13 protein-coding genes are annotated in these 14,361 nt (G+C 56.1%); all 13 read left to right on the top strand.

All coding sequences use genetic code 11. The features are described from left to right. The first annotated feature begins 5 nt into the window (after window positions 1–5). Window positions 6–668 (top strand): protocatechuate 3,4-dioxygenase subunit alpha, encoded by a 663-nt coding sequence (pcaG, locus tag CAMM_RS03335; RefSeq protein ID WP_003849599.1) that lies wholly within the window; start codon window positions 6–8, stop codon window positions 666–668. A 20-nt stretch (window positions 669–688) separates the two neighbouring features. Continuing rightward, entirely contained in the window at window positions 689–1,843 is a 1,155-nt protein-coding gene (locus tag CAMM_RS03340) for a lyase family protein (protein ID WP_003849596.1), read from the top strand. A 60-nt stretch (window positions 1,844–1,903) separates the two neighbouring features. Beyond that, window positions 1,904–2,317: a 4-carboxymuconolactone decarboxylase gene (pcaC, locus tag CAMM_RS03345; protein ID WP_003849592.1), complete on the top strand. Its 414-nt coding sequence runs from the start codon at window positions 1,904–1,906 to the stop codon at window positions 2,315–2,317. A gap of 6 nt (window positions 2,318–2,323) precedes the next feature. Next, window positions 2,324–4,186, top strand: coding sequence for a sugar phosphate isomerase/epimerase and 4-hydroxyphenylpyruvate domain-containing protein (locus tag CAMM_RS03350; RefSeq protein WP_003849589.1), 1,863 nt, complete (start codon window positions 2,324–2,326; stop codon window positions 4,184–4,186). A gap of 63 nt (window positions 4,187–4,249) precedes the next feature. Next, window positions 4,250–5,119, top strand: coding sequence for a shikimate dehydrogenase (locus tag CAMM_RS03355; RefSeq protein ID WP_003849588.1), 870 nt, complete (start codon window positions 4,250–4,252; stop codon window positions 5,117–5,119). A 45-nt stretch (window positions 5,120–5,164) separates the two neighbouring features. Continuing rightward, entirely contained in the window at window positions 5,165–5,956 is a 792-nt protein-coding gene (locus CAMM_RS03360) for an IclR family transcriptional regulator (protein WP_003849586.1), read from the top strand. A 284-nt stretch (window positions 5,957–6,240) separates the two neighbouring features. Next, entirely contained in the window at window positions 6,241–7,584 is a 1,344-nt protein-coding gene (locus tag CAMM_RS03365) for an MFS transporter (RefSeq protein ID WP_003849585.1), read from the top strand. A 25-nt stretch (window positions 7,585–7,609) separates the two neighbouring features. After that, window positions 7,610–8,713 carry a Gfo/Idh/MocA family protein gene (locus CAMM_RS03370; RefSeq protein ID WP_003849583.1) on the top strand — a complete coding sequence of 368 codons (1,104 nt, stop codon included), beginning with the start codon at window positions 7,610–7,612 and terminating at the stop codon, window positions 8,711–8,713. A 12-nt stretch (window positions 8,714–8,725) separates the two neighbouring features. Further along, complete coding sequence (locus tag CAMM_RS03375) at window positions 8,726–9,532, top strand: sugar phosphate isomerase/epimerase family protein (RefSeq protein ID WP_003849581.1); 807 nt, start codon at window positions 8,726–8,728, stop codon at window positions 9,530–9,532. Window positions 9,533–9,585: 53 nt separating this feature from the next. After that, a complete protein-coding gene (locus CAMM_RS03380) occupies window positions 9,586–11,379 on the top strand; it encodes an FAD-dependent oxidoreductase (RefSeq protein WP_003849579.1) in 1,794 nt (597 codons plus the stop codon). A 59-nt stretch (window positions 11,380–11,438) separates the two neighbouring features. Next, window positions 11,439–12,038, top strand: coding sequence for a TRAP transporter small permease (locus tag CAMM_RS03385; protein ID WP_147581033.1), 600 nt, complete (start codon window positions 11,439–11,441; stop codon window positions 12,036–12,038). Then, a complete protein-coding gene (locus CAMM_RS03390; RefSeq protein WP_003849576.1) occupies window positions 12,038–13,315 on the top strand; it encodes a TRAP transporter large permease in 1,278 nt (425 codons plus the stop codon). Before CAMM_RS03385 ends, CAMM_RS03390 begins: the two co-directional genes overlap by 1 nt. Before the next feature lie 12 nt (window positions 13,316–13,327). Then, the gene (locus tag CAMM_RS03395; RefSeq protein ID WP_003849575.1) at window positions 13,328–14,359 is read left to right on the top strand and encodes a DctP family TRAP transporter solute-binding subunit; all 1,032 of its coding nucleotides are present in this window, start codon (window positions 13,328–13,330) and stop codon (window positions 14,357–14,359) included. Window positions 14,360–14,361: the final 2 nt, after the last annotated feature.

Consider the following 14,361-nt stretch of genomic DNA (forward strand, 5'->3'; position numbering starts at 1 on the left):
AGAAAATGCGTATTGATAAATCTCCGAACGGTGAGTTCCGTTACGGTGAACCAGTTGTTGGCGATCAGGATGAGACCGAATTCGGCATCATGCCATCGCAGACCGTCGGTCCTTATGTTCACATTGGCCTCGTCCGCGAGGGCTCAGAGATCATCGCCGAGGGTGAAGACGCTGTGGAAATTACGGTGACCACCATCGATGGTGACGGCAACCCGATTTCGGATTCCATGGTGGAATTTTGGCAGCCCGATAAGCAGGGCGTATTCAACTCCGAATATGACCCACGCCAAGACAATGTCACCGCTGACGGTTTCCGCGGTCTCGGCCGTGCGTTTGCCGATGAGACGGGAACCTCCACGCTGAAGACCATCATTCCTGGCCAAATTGACGCCATCGATGGCTTTTCCCCAGCGCAGCAGGTAGAAGCACCACACATCAAGGTCGGCGTGTTTGCCCGCGGCATGTTGGAGCGGTTGTACACGCGGTTGTATTTCCCAGAGTTTGCAGAAGCCAATGACAAAGATCCGGTGTTGCAGCTTGTCGATGAAAAGCGGCGTGACCTGCTGATCGCGCAGAAGACGGATAAGGGCTACCACTTTGATATCTATGTCCAGCACGTAGATCCAGAAAAGGAAACCCCCTTCTTTGACATCGTGGCCGATAACTAAGCCCGCATTACTGTAAGTTTATGACCTACCTGTATTCACGCAGTACCTACTCAGATCTTGCGGGCGGCAATACCGCCGTGCACCAGCAGCTCGGCGATGAGCAATTTCTCCGCGCAATCGTAGAATTTGAAGCTGCCTTGGCCGATGCCGCGCTTAGCTGCGAGGTGATCACGGAAGCAGAACACGGTGCAGCCAAGGCGGCGATTGACTCCTATGAGTTAGATATTGAGGAGATCTCCCAGCTGTCTGCGGCCGGGGCGAATCCGGCGATTCCCATCGTCAAGCAGCTCAAAGCTCGCGCTGGCGATGCTGGTGTCAAAGGCATTCATACCGGTGCTACCAGCCAGGACGCCATTGATACCGCGCTGGTCTTAGTGCTCAAGCGCGGTATTGCACAGCTTATCGATGCCGCCGCGAACACCATGGATGTGCTGGCTGCCTTTGCCAAAGATTATGCAGATACCCCGATTATCGGGCGTACGTTGGGCCAAGCTGCCCAACCGATGACTTTCGGGCTAATCGCCGCAAACTGGTTGGAAGTACTCGATGATGCTTGCGTCGAATTACAACGGGTGACTAACGCGCTGCCGGTGCAATACGGAGGTGCGAGCGGAACCTTGGCCGCGACGTATCCACATGGGCTCAAGATCCATGCGGCGCTGGCTAAGTCTTTGAACCTGGAAGCGACACCTCGGATCTGGCACACCAACCGCGTGCCATTTGTGAAGGTCGCTTCGGCGCTGGCGATTGTGGCAGGTGCTATCCGCAAAATCACCGGCGATATTGTTTTCATGTCGGCAACGGAAGTAGGGGAGTTGCAAGAAGCGACTCCCGGCGGATCCTCCTCGATGCCGCACAAAGCTAATCCAGCCGCAGCTATTGCAGCCGATGGATATGCACGCCGCGCACCAGGTCTTGCCAACACCATGCTGGAAGCAATGGATTCTCGCCTCCAGCGCGGCGTGGGCAGCTGGCACGCCGAATGGGCCACGCTGCGTGAGCTCGTAGCTGTCACCGCCTCGGCGCAGTCGCGGCTGCATGCCAGCATCGATGGCATCACCGTCAACACGGAGAATATGCAGCGCAACCTCATCGATACCGGCACCATCGCACATTCCCAAGACCTCATCGACACCATCCTGGACCGCGCGACATTTATCCAGCGCACCCGGTAGACACGCACGCGGTAAAACCGCAACCGGTAGAACCGCAACTAAAAGACAAAGGAAGATTCAATGACTCAGCAGAATCCCGGGCCTGATTATGACACCGGACGTCAAGCAGCCCACGAAGTCGGCATGGCTAATCGCCGTGCGGTCTTAGGCGATGCGCACGTTGATGCTTCCGTGGAGAAGATGACGCCGGTGACCGAAAAATTTCAAGACTTCATTACCCGTACCGCGTGGGGTGATATCTGGCAGCGCGATGGCCTGGATTTCACCGAGCGTCGTTTGCTCACCATCGCGATTTTGACCGCTGTGGGCAATGATGGCGAGCTGAATATGCACATTCGCGCGGCCTTGCGCGCAGGCGTAGATGCCGAAAAGATCGGCGAAGTCCTGCTGCACACCGCGGTCTATGCCGGTGTTCCCAATTCCAACCATGGCTTCGCGCTGCTTAATGCTGCGGTGGCCGAGCTCGAGGGTTAATAGTTAATGCACTCTTCAATTGCGACCGTTTGCCTGTCCGGCACGCTCGCGGAGAAGCTTCGTGCTGCCGCGGATGCCGGCTTTGAAGGCGTAGAAATCTTCGAGCAAGACCTGGTTGTCTCCCCACATTCTCCCGAGCAGATTCGGGATCGTGCGGCAGAGCTGGGGCTGAGCCTCGACCTCTACCAGCCATTTCGGGATCTCTTAAGCGTGGAAGAAGATGTCTTTCAAGACAACCTGCGCCGACTCGAATCCAAATTCCAGCTCATGCAACGTTTGGGCATGGACCAGATTTTGGTGTGCTCGAATGTTGCCACCGCAACCGTGGATGATGACGCCGTGCGCGTGGACCAATTGCGCAGCGCGGGTGAGCTGGCTGCCCGCTATGGCTGCTATATCTCCTATGAAGCGTTGGCCTGGGGCAAATACGTCAATACCTACCAGCACGCCTATGACATCGTGGTGCAAGTAGACCACCCGAATGTCGGTACCTGCTTGGATTCGTTCCACATCTTGTCGCGCGGGGATGACCCCACGGCGATTGCAGATATGGATCCGGACAAGATCTTCTTTTTGCAGCTTGCCGATGCTCCGGCGATGGAAATGGGAATTCTTCCTTGGTCACGCCACCACCGTGTCTTTCCCGGCGAGGGCGATTTTGACCTCAACTATTTCATGCAACAGGTGGCAAGATCAGGCTACGACGGACCGGTGTCATTGGAGATCTTCAACGACGAATTCCGCGAAGCCGACGTTGCCCGCACCGCGATTGATGGATTGCGTTCGTTGATTTGGTTGGCGGATAAGACCACGGGCAGAGTCCCGCAGTCGCCGCTGGTCTTGCCGAAGCTTGCCGATGCCCAAACGCCCCAAGGCTTTGATTTCGTGGAGCTGCGCACCGGACGTTTAGGTGAGGTAACCAAGGCACTGCACCAGTTGGGCTTTCGTCTTGGTGGCTACCACCAATCCAAACCGGAATTTCAGGCGTGGGTGCAAGGCGATGTTCGCATCATTGTCGAAGACGAAGGCTCAACCGGCGGTGCTACCTCATTGACCGGTTTGGGCGTCATTGTTGAAGACGCCACCGCGGCGGCCGAGCGCGCAATGTCTTTGCAAGCAACCGCCGTGCCCCGCATTACCGGGGAAGGCGAAGAAGACCTGCACCCGGTGTATACCCCAAGTGGCTCAGAGCTGTATTTCTGCGGGCCCGGTCATGAGGGCCGCGGCAGCACCTGGGTTCCTGAATTCGGCTTCGAGCCAGAAGAAATCAGTAGCACAGATTCCACCAGCGCTTTGATCAACTCGGTGCACCATATTGCCTTGGCACAGCCGCGGCATACGGCGGCAGAAACTCGACTGTTTTACTCATCCGTGCTGGGGCTTGAACCAGCGGCACCGGAATTTATCCCGTCGCCCGCAGGTCTCGTGCACAAGCAAGCCATTGAGGGGCAGAAGGTCCGCTTTACCGTCTCGGCTGCGCCCGAAGGTTCTGAGCAAGGTGGATTTTTCGCCGAGCATTACCCAGAGCACATCACCTTTGGCTGCGATGACGTGTTCGCCGTGGCTAAGCGCGCGGTCAAACGTGGGCTTAAAATGCTGCCGATTCCCGAGAACTACTATGACGACTTGGCAGCGCGCTTTGATTTAAAGCCCGCGTTTATTGCGCAGATCAAAGAGCTTAATATCTGCTATGACCGCAGCGAGCACGGCGAGTACCTGCACTTTTACACCGCACCTTTGGGTAATACCTTCTTCGAGGTCGCTCAAGTGCGCGGCGGTTACACAGGCTTTGGCTGGGCTGATGAGCCAATTCGCCTAGCCGCGCAGTATCGCGCGTTGCGCGATGATGTTCGCGGAATCCCACGTTAATTTCGCTCAGATTTCCACCAGTTTTCTCACTATATATTTCACAACCCGAGGATTTTCACCATAATGACAGACAAAACCTTGCTTCTTGGCCTGGTCGGCCACGGAATTGCCAAATCACGGACCCCAGGCATGCAGGAAGCAGAAGGACTCGCGCAGGGCATTCCCACTGTCTACCGGGTTATTGACACCGCCGAAGAGCCGGCAAGCTCGTGGGACCTTAAAGACATTCTGGATGCCACGCGCGTCTTAGGATTCAACGGGTTAAATATCACCCACCCGCACAAACAAGAAGTCATTCCGTATCTTGATGAGGTTGATGAGCGCGCCGCTAAGATTGGCGCGGTGAATACCGTGGTGATTCGGGATGGCAAGTTTTACGGCTACAACACCGATGTCACAGGATTTGGTCGCGGGCTCGAGCAGGGGCTTCCCGATGCCAAGTTGGATAACGTCGTGCAAGTTGGTGCGGGCGGCGCCGGCAATGCCGTGGCACATTCATTAATTGCTGCGGGTGTAAAGAATCTCTACGTTGCAGACTTGGATCCGGAACGCGCGCAGCAACTGGCAGAAAATGTCGCGGCATCGGCCATCGCAACGGCCGGTTCTTTCACCGTTACCGGCGTTGATATGGCGGACGTCGAAGGCTACATCACCGAAGCTGATGGCGTTGTGAATGCGACCCCAGTAGGTATGGCGCAACTGCCTGGTACCGCTTTTGATACCTCTATTTTGAAGCCCTCCCAGTGGGTCAGCGATGTTATTTACTTGCCTTTGGAAACGCAGCTCTTGCGTGAAGCTAAAGAAATTGGCTGTGCCGTCATCGATGGCTCCGGCATGGCGGTAGGCCAGGCGCTGGATGCTTTCAAGCACTTTACCGGCCGCGACGCTGATGCCGGACGCATGCGGGAGACCTTTATCGCGCAGGGGCAGTAAATAAAATAGCCGCCTGCGCCGCAGCACGGAACGTATAGTGTTTCTATGGCGAATTCTAAGTCGGGGGAGACGGTCCTGGAACGCTGCGTTCGCGTGCTCGAAGCATTTGATCTCACTCATTCGTCGTTGACGGTGAGTGAGATTTCGCGTCGTGCCAACCTACCGATGTCCACCGCGCATCGCCTTGTCGCAGAGCTCGTGGACATCGGTTTATTGGACCGGGGCGAGGATAAACGCTTGGTCATGGGGCAGCGGGCTTGGGAAATCTTTGCGCGCACCAACCCCGTAGAATCACTGCGTTTTCGTGCACGTCCCGTTTTGGAGGGTGTGCATTCCGCTGTGCAGCAATTTACCTCGCTTGCGGTCCCGCAATTTGATGATGATGAAGTGCTCTTTATTGAGCGCTATACCCAATTCGGCGATGCCGAGATCCGTGCGACCCAGGGTGGGCGCATGGACTTATTCGATAATTCCAATGGCATCATCTTTCTAGCCCACGCTCCCTTTGATGTATTAGAGCGCGTGTTTTCTAAACCCATGGTGTCTAAAACTGATGGCAAGACCTATGACGTTGCCGTGGTGCAAGAACAAGTAGAGTTTGCCCGGCGCATGGGATATGCCCGTGTGTCCAATGGCATGGTGCGCGAAAACGTGGCCTATGCCGTTCCTCTCATGGGCACCGATGGCCGTGTCGTCGCGGCCATCTCCGTGGTGGGACGTGCCGATGAATGTGATGATGATGTCATCTTGACCGTCCTGGCAGCCTCTGGAAACCAGCTCTCACATGGCGAAAACCCATTGATGCTCCCGCGCATTCCGCGGCATGGCCGGGCCTAACACCACCTATTCCAGCCATTTTTTCTAAGAAAAATGACGACTTTTCACGGTCCTTAGACCCCTAGTTCGGGATCTGAACAGCCGTACCGCAGGCGAATTACGGGTGATCACCCCCTGCTACCCCCGTTTGTGCAAGGGTGTCGTGTGAGCTGCGCGTTTTACGGGTTTCAGGTTCGTTATCCGCACCTAATGCCGATTATCCCATTCAATGGCAAATAATTGGTCATGTGTTGCTTCTCTCACTAAGTTACTCGTATCGATTCAAATCACGTTTAGTAGGGAGAATGGTCGTGACTAAACAAATTGTTGGCACATTGCCACAAACACACGCTGAAGATTCGGCGCATGCCCACCGCCAGAACCCGCGCAAAGCGGCACTAGCTTCTTTTCTCGGTTCGACGTTGGAGTACTACGACTACGTGCTGTACGGCACCGCATCGGCTTTGGTATTTAGCCGTTTGTTCTTTGACGCCAACAACCCAACCTTGGCCACCATCGGTGCCTTGATGACGTTCGGTGTTGCCTATATTGCACGCCCGTTGGGTGGACTGGTCATGGCGCACATCGGTGACCGCATCGGCCGCAAGACCGCGTTGATGATCACCTTGGTGGTCATGGGTATTTCTTCTATCTCCATTGGTCTTTTGCCCACTTTTGATCAGATCGGCATCACGGCAACCATCTTGTTGTTGGTCTGCCGCATCGCCCAGGGCTTTTCTGCCGGCGCAGAAGCAGCTGGTGCGTCGACGATGACGATGGAGCACTCGCCAGAAGGCAAGCGCGGCTTTTTCACCTCTTCGGTGATGCTCGGCTGTTCCGCCGGTAACGTCCTTGCTGCCCTAGTGATGGTTCCCATCATGATGATGCCCGAAGAAGCCATGTTGGCTTGGGGCTGGCGCATTCCCTTCCTGCTGTCCGCAGTAGTGCTTGGCGTTGCATACTTCGTGCGCACCCACCTGGAAGAAACCCCGGTCTTTGAAGACAACGAAGACGAGGTGGCTAAGCGCAAGGCTCCAGCCATTGAGGTATTGAAGAAGCAGCCGATGGATGTCGTCCGCGTCTTCTTCATCACCTTCTACTCGGTCGTGCAGTCCACCTTCATGGTCTACGCGCTAAGCTACGCCACCGAGCACACCAATATTGAGCGTTCCACCATGCTCATCGTTAACGCTGTGGCGATGACCGTGTCCATGGTCGCTATTCCATTGGCTGCCAAGCTGGGCGATCGAATTGGACGCAAGCCAACCTTGCTCATCGGCGCGGTCGGCTGCATCATCACCACTTACTTCTACTTCGATGCACTCACGAATGAAAATATCGTGCTCGTCTTTATCCTGTGCATCTTGAACCAAGGCTTGTTCTACTCCTGCTGGAATGGTGTCTGGTGCGTCTTCTTCCCAGAGATGTTCGCGCAAGAATACCGCTACACCGGTATGGCCATGGGCAACCAGCTGGGCCTGGTACTCACCGGCTTTGGCCCTGCAATCAGCGCCGCAATCTACGTCACCTTCGGATGGCACGGCGTGGTTACCTTCGTCGCAGGCTGCATCGCCATCGCAGGTGTATTTATTATCTCCGCCCGCGAGACCGCCTTTACCAAGCTCGAAGATCTCGGTAAGCGTCAGTAGCGCCAGGGATATAAGGAATACAACCATGACGGAGAAAAAGATTCGCGTCGGCATCATCGGCTGCGGTGTCATTGCGAAGAACCATCAGCAAGCTTTTCAAGCCCATCCCCACGCAGAGGTTGTCGGCGTAGTCGATGTCGATATCAGGCGCGCACAAGACTTTGCCGCGCAGTGGGATATCCCCAATGCTTACTCTGATGTTGCCGAGCTTTTAGCGTCAGGGATTGATGCGGTAGCAATTTGTACCCCGCACCCAACCCATGAGGCATTGGTTATTCAAGCCGCTGAAGCCGGCGTGCATGTCTTATGCGAAAAGCCACTGTCGACGGATTTCGCAGCCACCCAACGCATGATCACCGCGTGTGAGAATGCGGGAGTGCTACTCAGCGGCATGTTCCAGCGCCGCTGGTGGCCTGCTGCCCAAGAGATCAAAGCAGCCGTTGAACACAACCCAGCAATTATGGGGCATGTGCACCTGGCGTTGCACCGCGAGCATTCGTATTACACCCGCGATGCCTGGCGCGGCAGCTGGGACGCTGATGGCGGTGGGGTCATGATGAACCAAGCCGTGCACTACATTGACCTGCTTTTATGGTTTATGGGCGATGTCGTGGAAGTCAGCGGCCGGCTAAATAGCTTCAAGCACGCCGACAATATTGAGGTCGAAGACTCCGCCGTTGCCACCTTAACTTTCGCCTCCGGAGCCATGGCCACGTTAAATCTCACCACCTCGGCAACCCCGGCGTTTGGCGCCACTGTGCATGTCACCACCCGCGATGGCAGTTCCATGACCTTATTGGAAAGCCCGGAGGGCACGGAAGGTCGGTTGATCAATAACGGCCACGGTGACCACATTGACTCCACCGCGGCGTACCCAGAAGGCATTGTGCCCAACGTGGACCTGCGCACGATTAATGATCAGCTCATTCCTTTCCACACTTTGCAGGTAGCCAACTTCGTCGACGCACTACTGGGAACGCAGCAATTGCTTGTCGATGGCCCCGAGGCCACCAAAGCACTCCGCACGCTGTTGGCGGTCTATCAATCACACCGCACAGGCCAGCCGGTGCTAGTGGGCAATACACCTGCGCCAACAACAGTGCGCGTGCCAGAGGATATCGGAATTTAAAGGATTCATGCAGTGAGTACACGTGAGCTGGGAGTAGCGCCGCTGTCGGCGCTGAATACCTCCCCAGAGGATTTCATCTATCAGGCTCAGGAAGTAGGTTTTGATTTCGTCGGCCTGCGCGTTATCCCGGTTACCCCGCAGGAGCCGCAATACGATCTTTCTGAAGGCTCTGAGCTATTTAACAAGGTCATCAAGGCGCTGGACCGCACCGGGTTATATGTCAAAGATGCTGAGTTTATCCTGCTCGATGGCACTGACCAGCGTGATCAGTGGATGACCGCACTGGAGCGTGCAGCGCTATTTGGTGCGCGCACGCTGACGGTTGCCGTGGGCATGACGGATCTGGCCAAGACCAAAGATATCGTCACCGAGATGGTCGAAGCCGGCAAAGATTTCAATGTCACCCCGGCTATTGAACCCATTTCCTATCAGGGTGTACGTGATCTTGACGCAGTGGAGGAGATCGCAAAGACCGGCAGTTTCTTTTTGCCAGATACTTTGCACTTACACCGCTTTGGCGCAACACCGCAGCAGCTTGGTGCTGTCACCGCGCACATTCCCATGATCCAAATCTGCGGCGCGGAACCACAACGCCCGACTAACCGTGAGGGATTAGTGGAGGAGTCCCGGGGGCATCGACTAGCACCGAATGCTGGTGCGAGCGATGTCGTGGGCTACCTGCGTGCCGTGTCACCGGATATCCCTGTGAGCGTGGAAGCACCTAATGACATCTTCGTTGGCCAATACGGCTCGCGCGCGTGGCTAGAAAAGCTTCATCAAGCCGGCCGCGACGTCATTGCCTCAGCGGCTCACTCGTGAGCTCCTCGTGAGCCACTTTTGGGTCAGTTAAAAAATAAGGAGTAAAAACTTTCATGTCCATTTCTTCGTACGCGAACCCACCGACACAAGGACTTCCCACCGAAACTTTTGATGTCGTGGTGGTCGGCTCTGGTGCTGGCGGGCTTTCCGCAGCGGTCACGGCCGCCTACCACGGGCTATCTGTCTGCGTGGTGGAAAAAGCTGAGGTACTCGGCGGCGCTACCTCCTGGTCCGGCGGCTGGGCGTGGACCCCGGGCACGCACTATGCCAAAGAAGATGGGGTAGTGGAATCTAAGGAAGAATTCCAGACCTATTTGAAAAATGTCTTGGGCGAGCGCTACGACATCGAAGCCGATAATATCGACGCCTTCCTCGAAGCCGCGCCGCACATGGTGGAATTCTTCGCGAAGAAGACCTCGCTGGATTTCACTCCCGGCGCGAAAATCCGCGATATTTACGGCCAATTGCCATCCGCGGGTACCGGTCACCGCTCCGTGGGCCCGAAGCCCTTTAATCTGAAAAACGTCAAGCCTTCCCTGCGGAAGAAGCTACGCCACCAGCTGTATGAAACCTCTTTCTTAGGCATGGGCATTATGGCCGGACCAGACCTGACGAAGTTCTTATCCGCCTCGCAACTTGACCCTCGCGGTTGGATTCACGCCACGCGCCGGGTTATTACCCACATCTTTGATTTGCTGCTGCACGGTCGCACCATGCACTTGGTCAACGGCACTGCTTTGACCGCGCGTTTGGCCAAATCCGCTGATGACCTGGGCGTGCAATTGCGCACCAACACCACAGCACTGGAACTTATCCGAGATAATAAAGAAGATGGTGCTGGCACCCGGATTAGTGGAGTGAAGGTACAGGGGGCATCGGGAAGCTATGTGCTCGAAGCAAATAAAGGCGTTGTGCTCGCCACCGGTGGCTTCCCCAATAATGTGGAATTGCGCCGCGAGCTGTTCCCCAAGACCCCCACGGGACAAGAACACCACACCCTAGCGCCGCAGGAGACCACCGGCGATGGCCTGCGCATGGCCCAAGATGTTGGGGCGCATTTTGTCAACGATAATAATTCCCCGGCCGCCTGGTGCCCGGTGTCTTTGGTTCCGTACTTCAACGGCAAGACCGGCGTGTTCCCACACATCATGGATCGTGCAAAACCCGGCTCCATTGGCGTGATGAAAAACGGCAAGCGCTTTGTCAATGAAGCCAATGGCTACTTTAACTACGTCGACGGCATGATTAAGGCCACCAAGGACGGCGAGCCTGTGACCTCCTGGCAAATTGCCGATGCCAGCTTCGTGCGCAAATACCCCTTAGGAATGGCCAAGCCTTTCCCCATGCCGCTATTTCCATACCTGGCTTCGGGCTATTTGAAAAAGGGCAAGACCTTAGAAGAACTAGCCCGCAAGTGCGGCATTGACTCAGAGGGGCTCAAAACCACCGTCGAAGAATTCAACGCGGCTGCCCGCAACGGCCAAGACCCGGAATTCGGGCGAGGCGAGACCGAATTTAACCGCTATGGCGGCGACCAAAAAGTCGAGCCCAACCCGTCACTCGGGGCCTTGGAAAAGGGGCCATTCTATGCAGTTCAGGTCTACCCGGGCAGCTTCGGCACCTTCGCTGGCATCGCGGCGAATGGACAAGGCGCGGTGCTCAATGAACAAGGAGAGGTGATAGAAGGCCTGTTCACCGCAGGCAATGACCGCAATTCCATCATGGGTGGCTTCTACCCAGCCGGCGGCGTCAACCTGGGTCCTGCACTGGGCTTTGGCTACATCATCGGCCGTGCCTTGGCCGGCGCCGAAGAATATGAAGTTAGTGAAAACAAATCCACACTCTAAAATTAACTATCACTCGATAGTTCGAGGACAGCCCTCACCCTACGACAAGGACTACTGACATGTCTGAAATGCCAGCAACACCACCATGGATGGGGGCGCCTCACCGCCCAGCCATCTTAAAGTGGTTATCCAAACTCGAAGAAGTACTCGGCGCACTCTTAGTACTTCTGATCTTCATCCTCTTAACTATCCAAGTCTTCCAGCGCTACCTCCCAGTAGCCACGCAACCGTGGATCGGCGAAGTCTCCCGCTACGCCCTGATGTCGCTGGGCTTTATCCTCGTCGGCTCCCTGATGGGCCAAGGCCGCCACTTGAGCATCGAAGCCATCATGAACGTCGGCCGGCCTGCTTTCAAACGCTCCGTCGTAGTAATTTCCTCTATCATCAGCGCAGTCATCTGCGCTGTATTAGCCCAAGATTCCTGGGCCCTAATTTCCTCTGATACCGGCCAGACTCTGCAGGTGACCGGGTTTCCCATGTGGATCCTGTACGTCATTCCCTTTGTCGCCTTTGTCTCCGGCACCATTCAAGCCCTAGCCAATATCGTGTGGGCGCCGTCAGAAAACATTGAAACCCTTGAGGATGAAGCCTTGCGTGCTGCTTCCGATGCTTCCGCATACGCCTCCGCTGAGGCCTTGGACGAGGAGTCACAGAAATAATGACCATCGCAATCATGCTCATCGCCATCGGCATCTTGATGGCCATTCGCGTCCCCGTGGCGCTTTCCATTCTGGGGCCCAGCTTGGTCTACATGCTGGCCACCGGAAATAGCCCCGGCTTTGCCATGCGCATTGCCGCAGATGGCATCGCCAGCTTCCCGCTGCTCGCCGTACCGCTATTTATCCTGCTGGGTACCGTGGCCAACTACTCCGGCGTGGCTGACCGCCTCTTCGAATTCGCGGAATCCTTGCTGCACCGGGTTACCGGTAACCTCGGCTACGTCAACGTCATGGCCTCTATCGGCTTTGCCTGGATGTCCGGTTCCGCCCTCGCGGATGCTGCGGCCATGGGCAAGACCCTAGTTCCCGCCATGGAGCGCGCCGGGTTTAAGAAGTCCTTCGCCACTGGTCTCACGGCCTCGTCCTCGCTGATTTCACCGGTGATGCCACCTTCTATTCCTGCGGTTATTTATGCCTCCGTCGCCGCGGTATCGACCGGAGCACTCTTCGCCGCGTCTGTGCTGCCAGCACTGTTACTGGCTGCAGCACTGCTGGTTGTCGTCGCGCTTTATATTGCGCGGCACAAAGATGAACTCGTCGGTTCTGCAGAAAAGCCACGCCCCATCGGGCAAGCTACCGTGCGTGTTATCGGCGCCATGCTTACCCCGGTTATCATTTTGGGCGGTATCCTGGGCGGCTTTTTCACCCCGACCGAAGCGGCAGCTCTAGGCGCGCTCTACATCATCATCTTGGGCTTTGTGTACAAGAAGCTCACCCTGGCAACGCTGTGGAAAGCACTGCGTGAAACCGCCGTGACTACCGCATCCATCATGCTCATTATCGTGGCCGCCACCATCTTGGGCTGGATCCTCGCGCGTGAAGAAGTACCACAAGCACTGTCATCGTTTATGACCGGCAACCTGGATTCCTCCGTTGCCTTCCTGCTGGTGACCGCCGTACTGCTGTTGATTCTCGGCGCCTTTATTGATGCCACGGCACTGCTGCTGATTACGGTGCCCATCTTGCTGCCTGTTGCCGTCGAATTCGGCGTGGACCCCATCCACTTCGGCGTCGTGACCATTTTGGCGCTGATGATGGGCTTGCTCACCCCACCGGTGGGAACAGTGCTCTTTGTGATGAGTTCAGTGCTACGCATGCCCGTTGGGGAAGTATTCCGTGGCGTCCTGCCATTCTTGGTTCCCATCGGCGTCGTACTGCTATTGCTTATTTTCTTCCCCGCCATCGTCACCGTTGTGCCTAGCGCAATTGGAATGTAAGGAGAAATTCCGATGACAAAGAAATCCATTTCCGGCAAGAGTTGGGGCGCGTTAGCCACCGGCGCCGTGTTGGTCGCTGGTGCGCTATTTGGCACCAATATCTTGCACGAGCAAGCAGTGCGTGGTTCTGAGCAACTGACCTTTGCCAATAGCTATAACCTCAACCACCACCACAACGCCTGCGGCACCGCGCTGGTGCAACAGCACCTGGTCGCCAGTGACTCTGAGCTGCAGTTAACCGTCTTTCCGTCGAGTCAATTAGGTGGCGATGCCGAACGTGTTGCTTCCTTGCTCGATGGCGATATTGACCTGGATCTGCAGGGCTCATCGGCGCTGGCCTCGGTATATAAACCCATCGGCGTGATGGATATGGCCTACGTGTTTGATAACCCCGATCACCTCTTCGAATGGTTTGACTCTGATGCCTCGCAGCAGGTGAAGGATGATTTTGAGGAAGCCACCGGCGCGAAAATCCTCGGTGTCTGGTACTTAGGCGATAGAACTTTCTCCGCCAATGCACCAGTACGTACGCCGGAAGACCTTGAGGGCCTGCGCCTGCGCTATCCGGAAACCCCAGCGCACCTAGCGTCCGCCGCGGCAGTGGGTGCTGAGCCCGTCGCCGTCGCTTTCGAGGAAGTTTATCTTTCCTTGCAGCAAGGGCTTGTCGATGGCCAAGAGAACCCGATTTCTCTTACCGCCGAGAACTCATTGGATGAAGTCTTAGACTATGTCAGCCTGTCCCGACATGCCGTGGGCTCGCAGCTGATTATCGTCGCTCGTGATACCTGGGACCGTCTAACTGAGCAGGAACAAGATGACTTGCAGTCCGCACTGCAGGGAGTGCGCGAGCAAAACCGCCAGTGCGCCGATGAGGATGAGCAAGAGACCATGACGCGCTGGAAAGATCAGGGCTCACCCGTCATTGTTGAAGACGTCGATAGGGAAGCGTTTAAAGAACGTGCCCAGGCTTATTGGGAAGAGCACTTAAGCCCAGAGGAATTGGAAGTCTATAACTCCATTCGTTCCACTTCCACCGAATCCTAAAC

It is taken from the genome of Corynebacterium ammoniagenes DSM 20306 (assembly GCF_001941425.1).
Lineage (GTDB): Bacteria > Actinomycetota > Actinomycetes > Mycobacteriales > Mycobacteriaceae > Corynebacterium > Corynebacterium ammoniagenes.

Bases quoted from the DNA above. Each gene is read 5' to 3' on its own strand.
- CAMM_RS03365 (WP_003849585.1), top strand. From the start codon at position 6,241: ATGGTCGTGACTAAACAAATTGTTGGCACATTGCCACAAACACACGCT.
- CAMM_RS03355 (WP_003849588.1), top strand. From the start codon at position 4,250: ATGACAGACAAAACCTTGCTTCTTGGCCTGGTCGGCCACGGAATTGCC.
- CAMM_RS03370 (WP_003849583.1), top strand. From the start codon at position 7,610: ATGACGGAGAAAAAGATTCGCGTCGGCATCATCGGCTGCGGTGTCATT.
- CAMM_RS03340 (WP_003849596.1), top strand. From the start codon at position 689: ATGACCTACCTGTATTCACGCAGTACCTACTCAGATCTTGCGGGCGGC.
- CAMM_RS03390 (WP_003849576.1), top strand. From the start codon at position 12,038: ATGACCATCGCAATCATGCTCATCGCCATCGGCATCTTGATGGCCATT.
- CAMM_RS03385 (WP_147581033.1), top strand. From the start codon at position 11,439: ATGTCTGAAATGCCAGCAACACCACCATGGATGGGGGCGCCTCACCGC.
- pcaC (WP_003849592.1), top strand. From the start codon at position 1,904: ATGACTCAGCAGAATCCCGGGCCTGATTATGACACCGGACGTCAAGCA.
- CAMM_RS03395 (WP_003849575.1), top strand. From the start codon at position 13,328: ATGACAAAGAAATCCATTTCCGGCAAGAGTTGGGGCGCGTTAGCCACC.
- CAMM_RS03380 (WP_003849579.1), top strand. From the start codon at position 9,586: ATGTCCATTTCTTCGTACGCGAACCCACCGACACAAGGACTTCCCACC.
- CAMM_RS03360 (WP_003849586.1), top strand. From the start codon at position 5,165: ATGGCGAATTCTAAGTCGGGGGAGACGGTCCTGGAACGCTGCGTTCGC.
- CAMM_RS03350 (WP_003849589.1), top strand. From the start codon at position 2,324: ATGCACTCTTCAATTGCGACCGTTTGCCTGTCCGGCACGCTCGCGGAG.
- pcaG (WP_003849599.1), top strand. From the start codon at position 6: ATGCGTATTGATAAATCTCCGAACGGTGAGTTCCGTTACGGTGAACCA.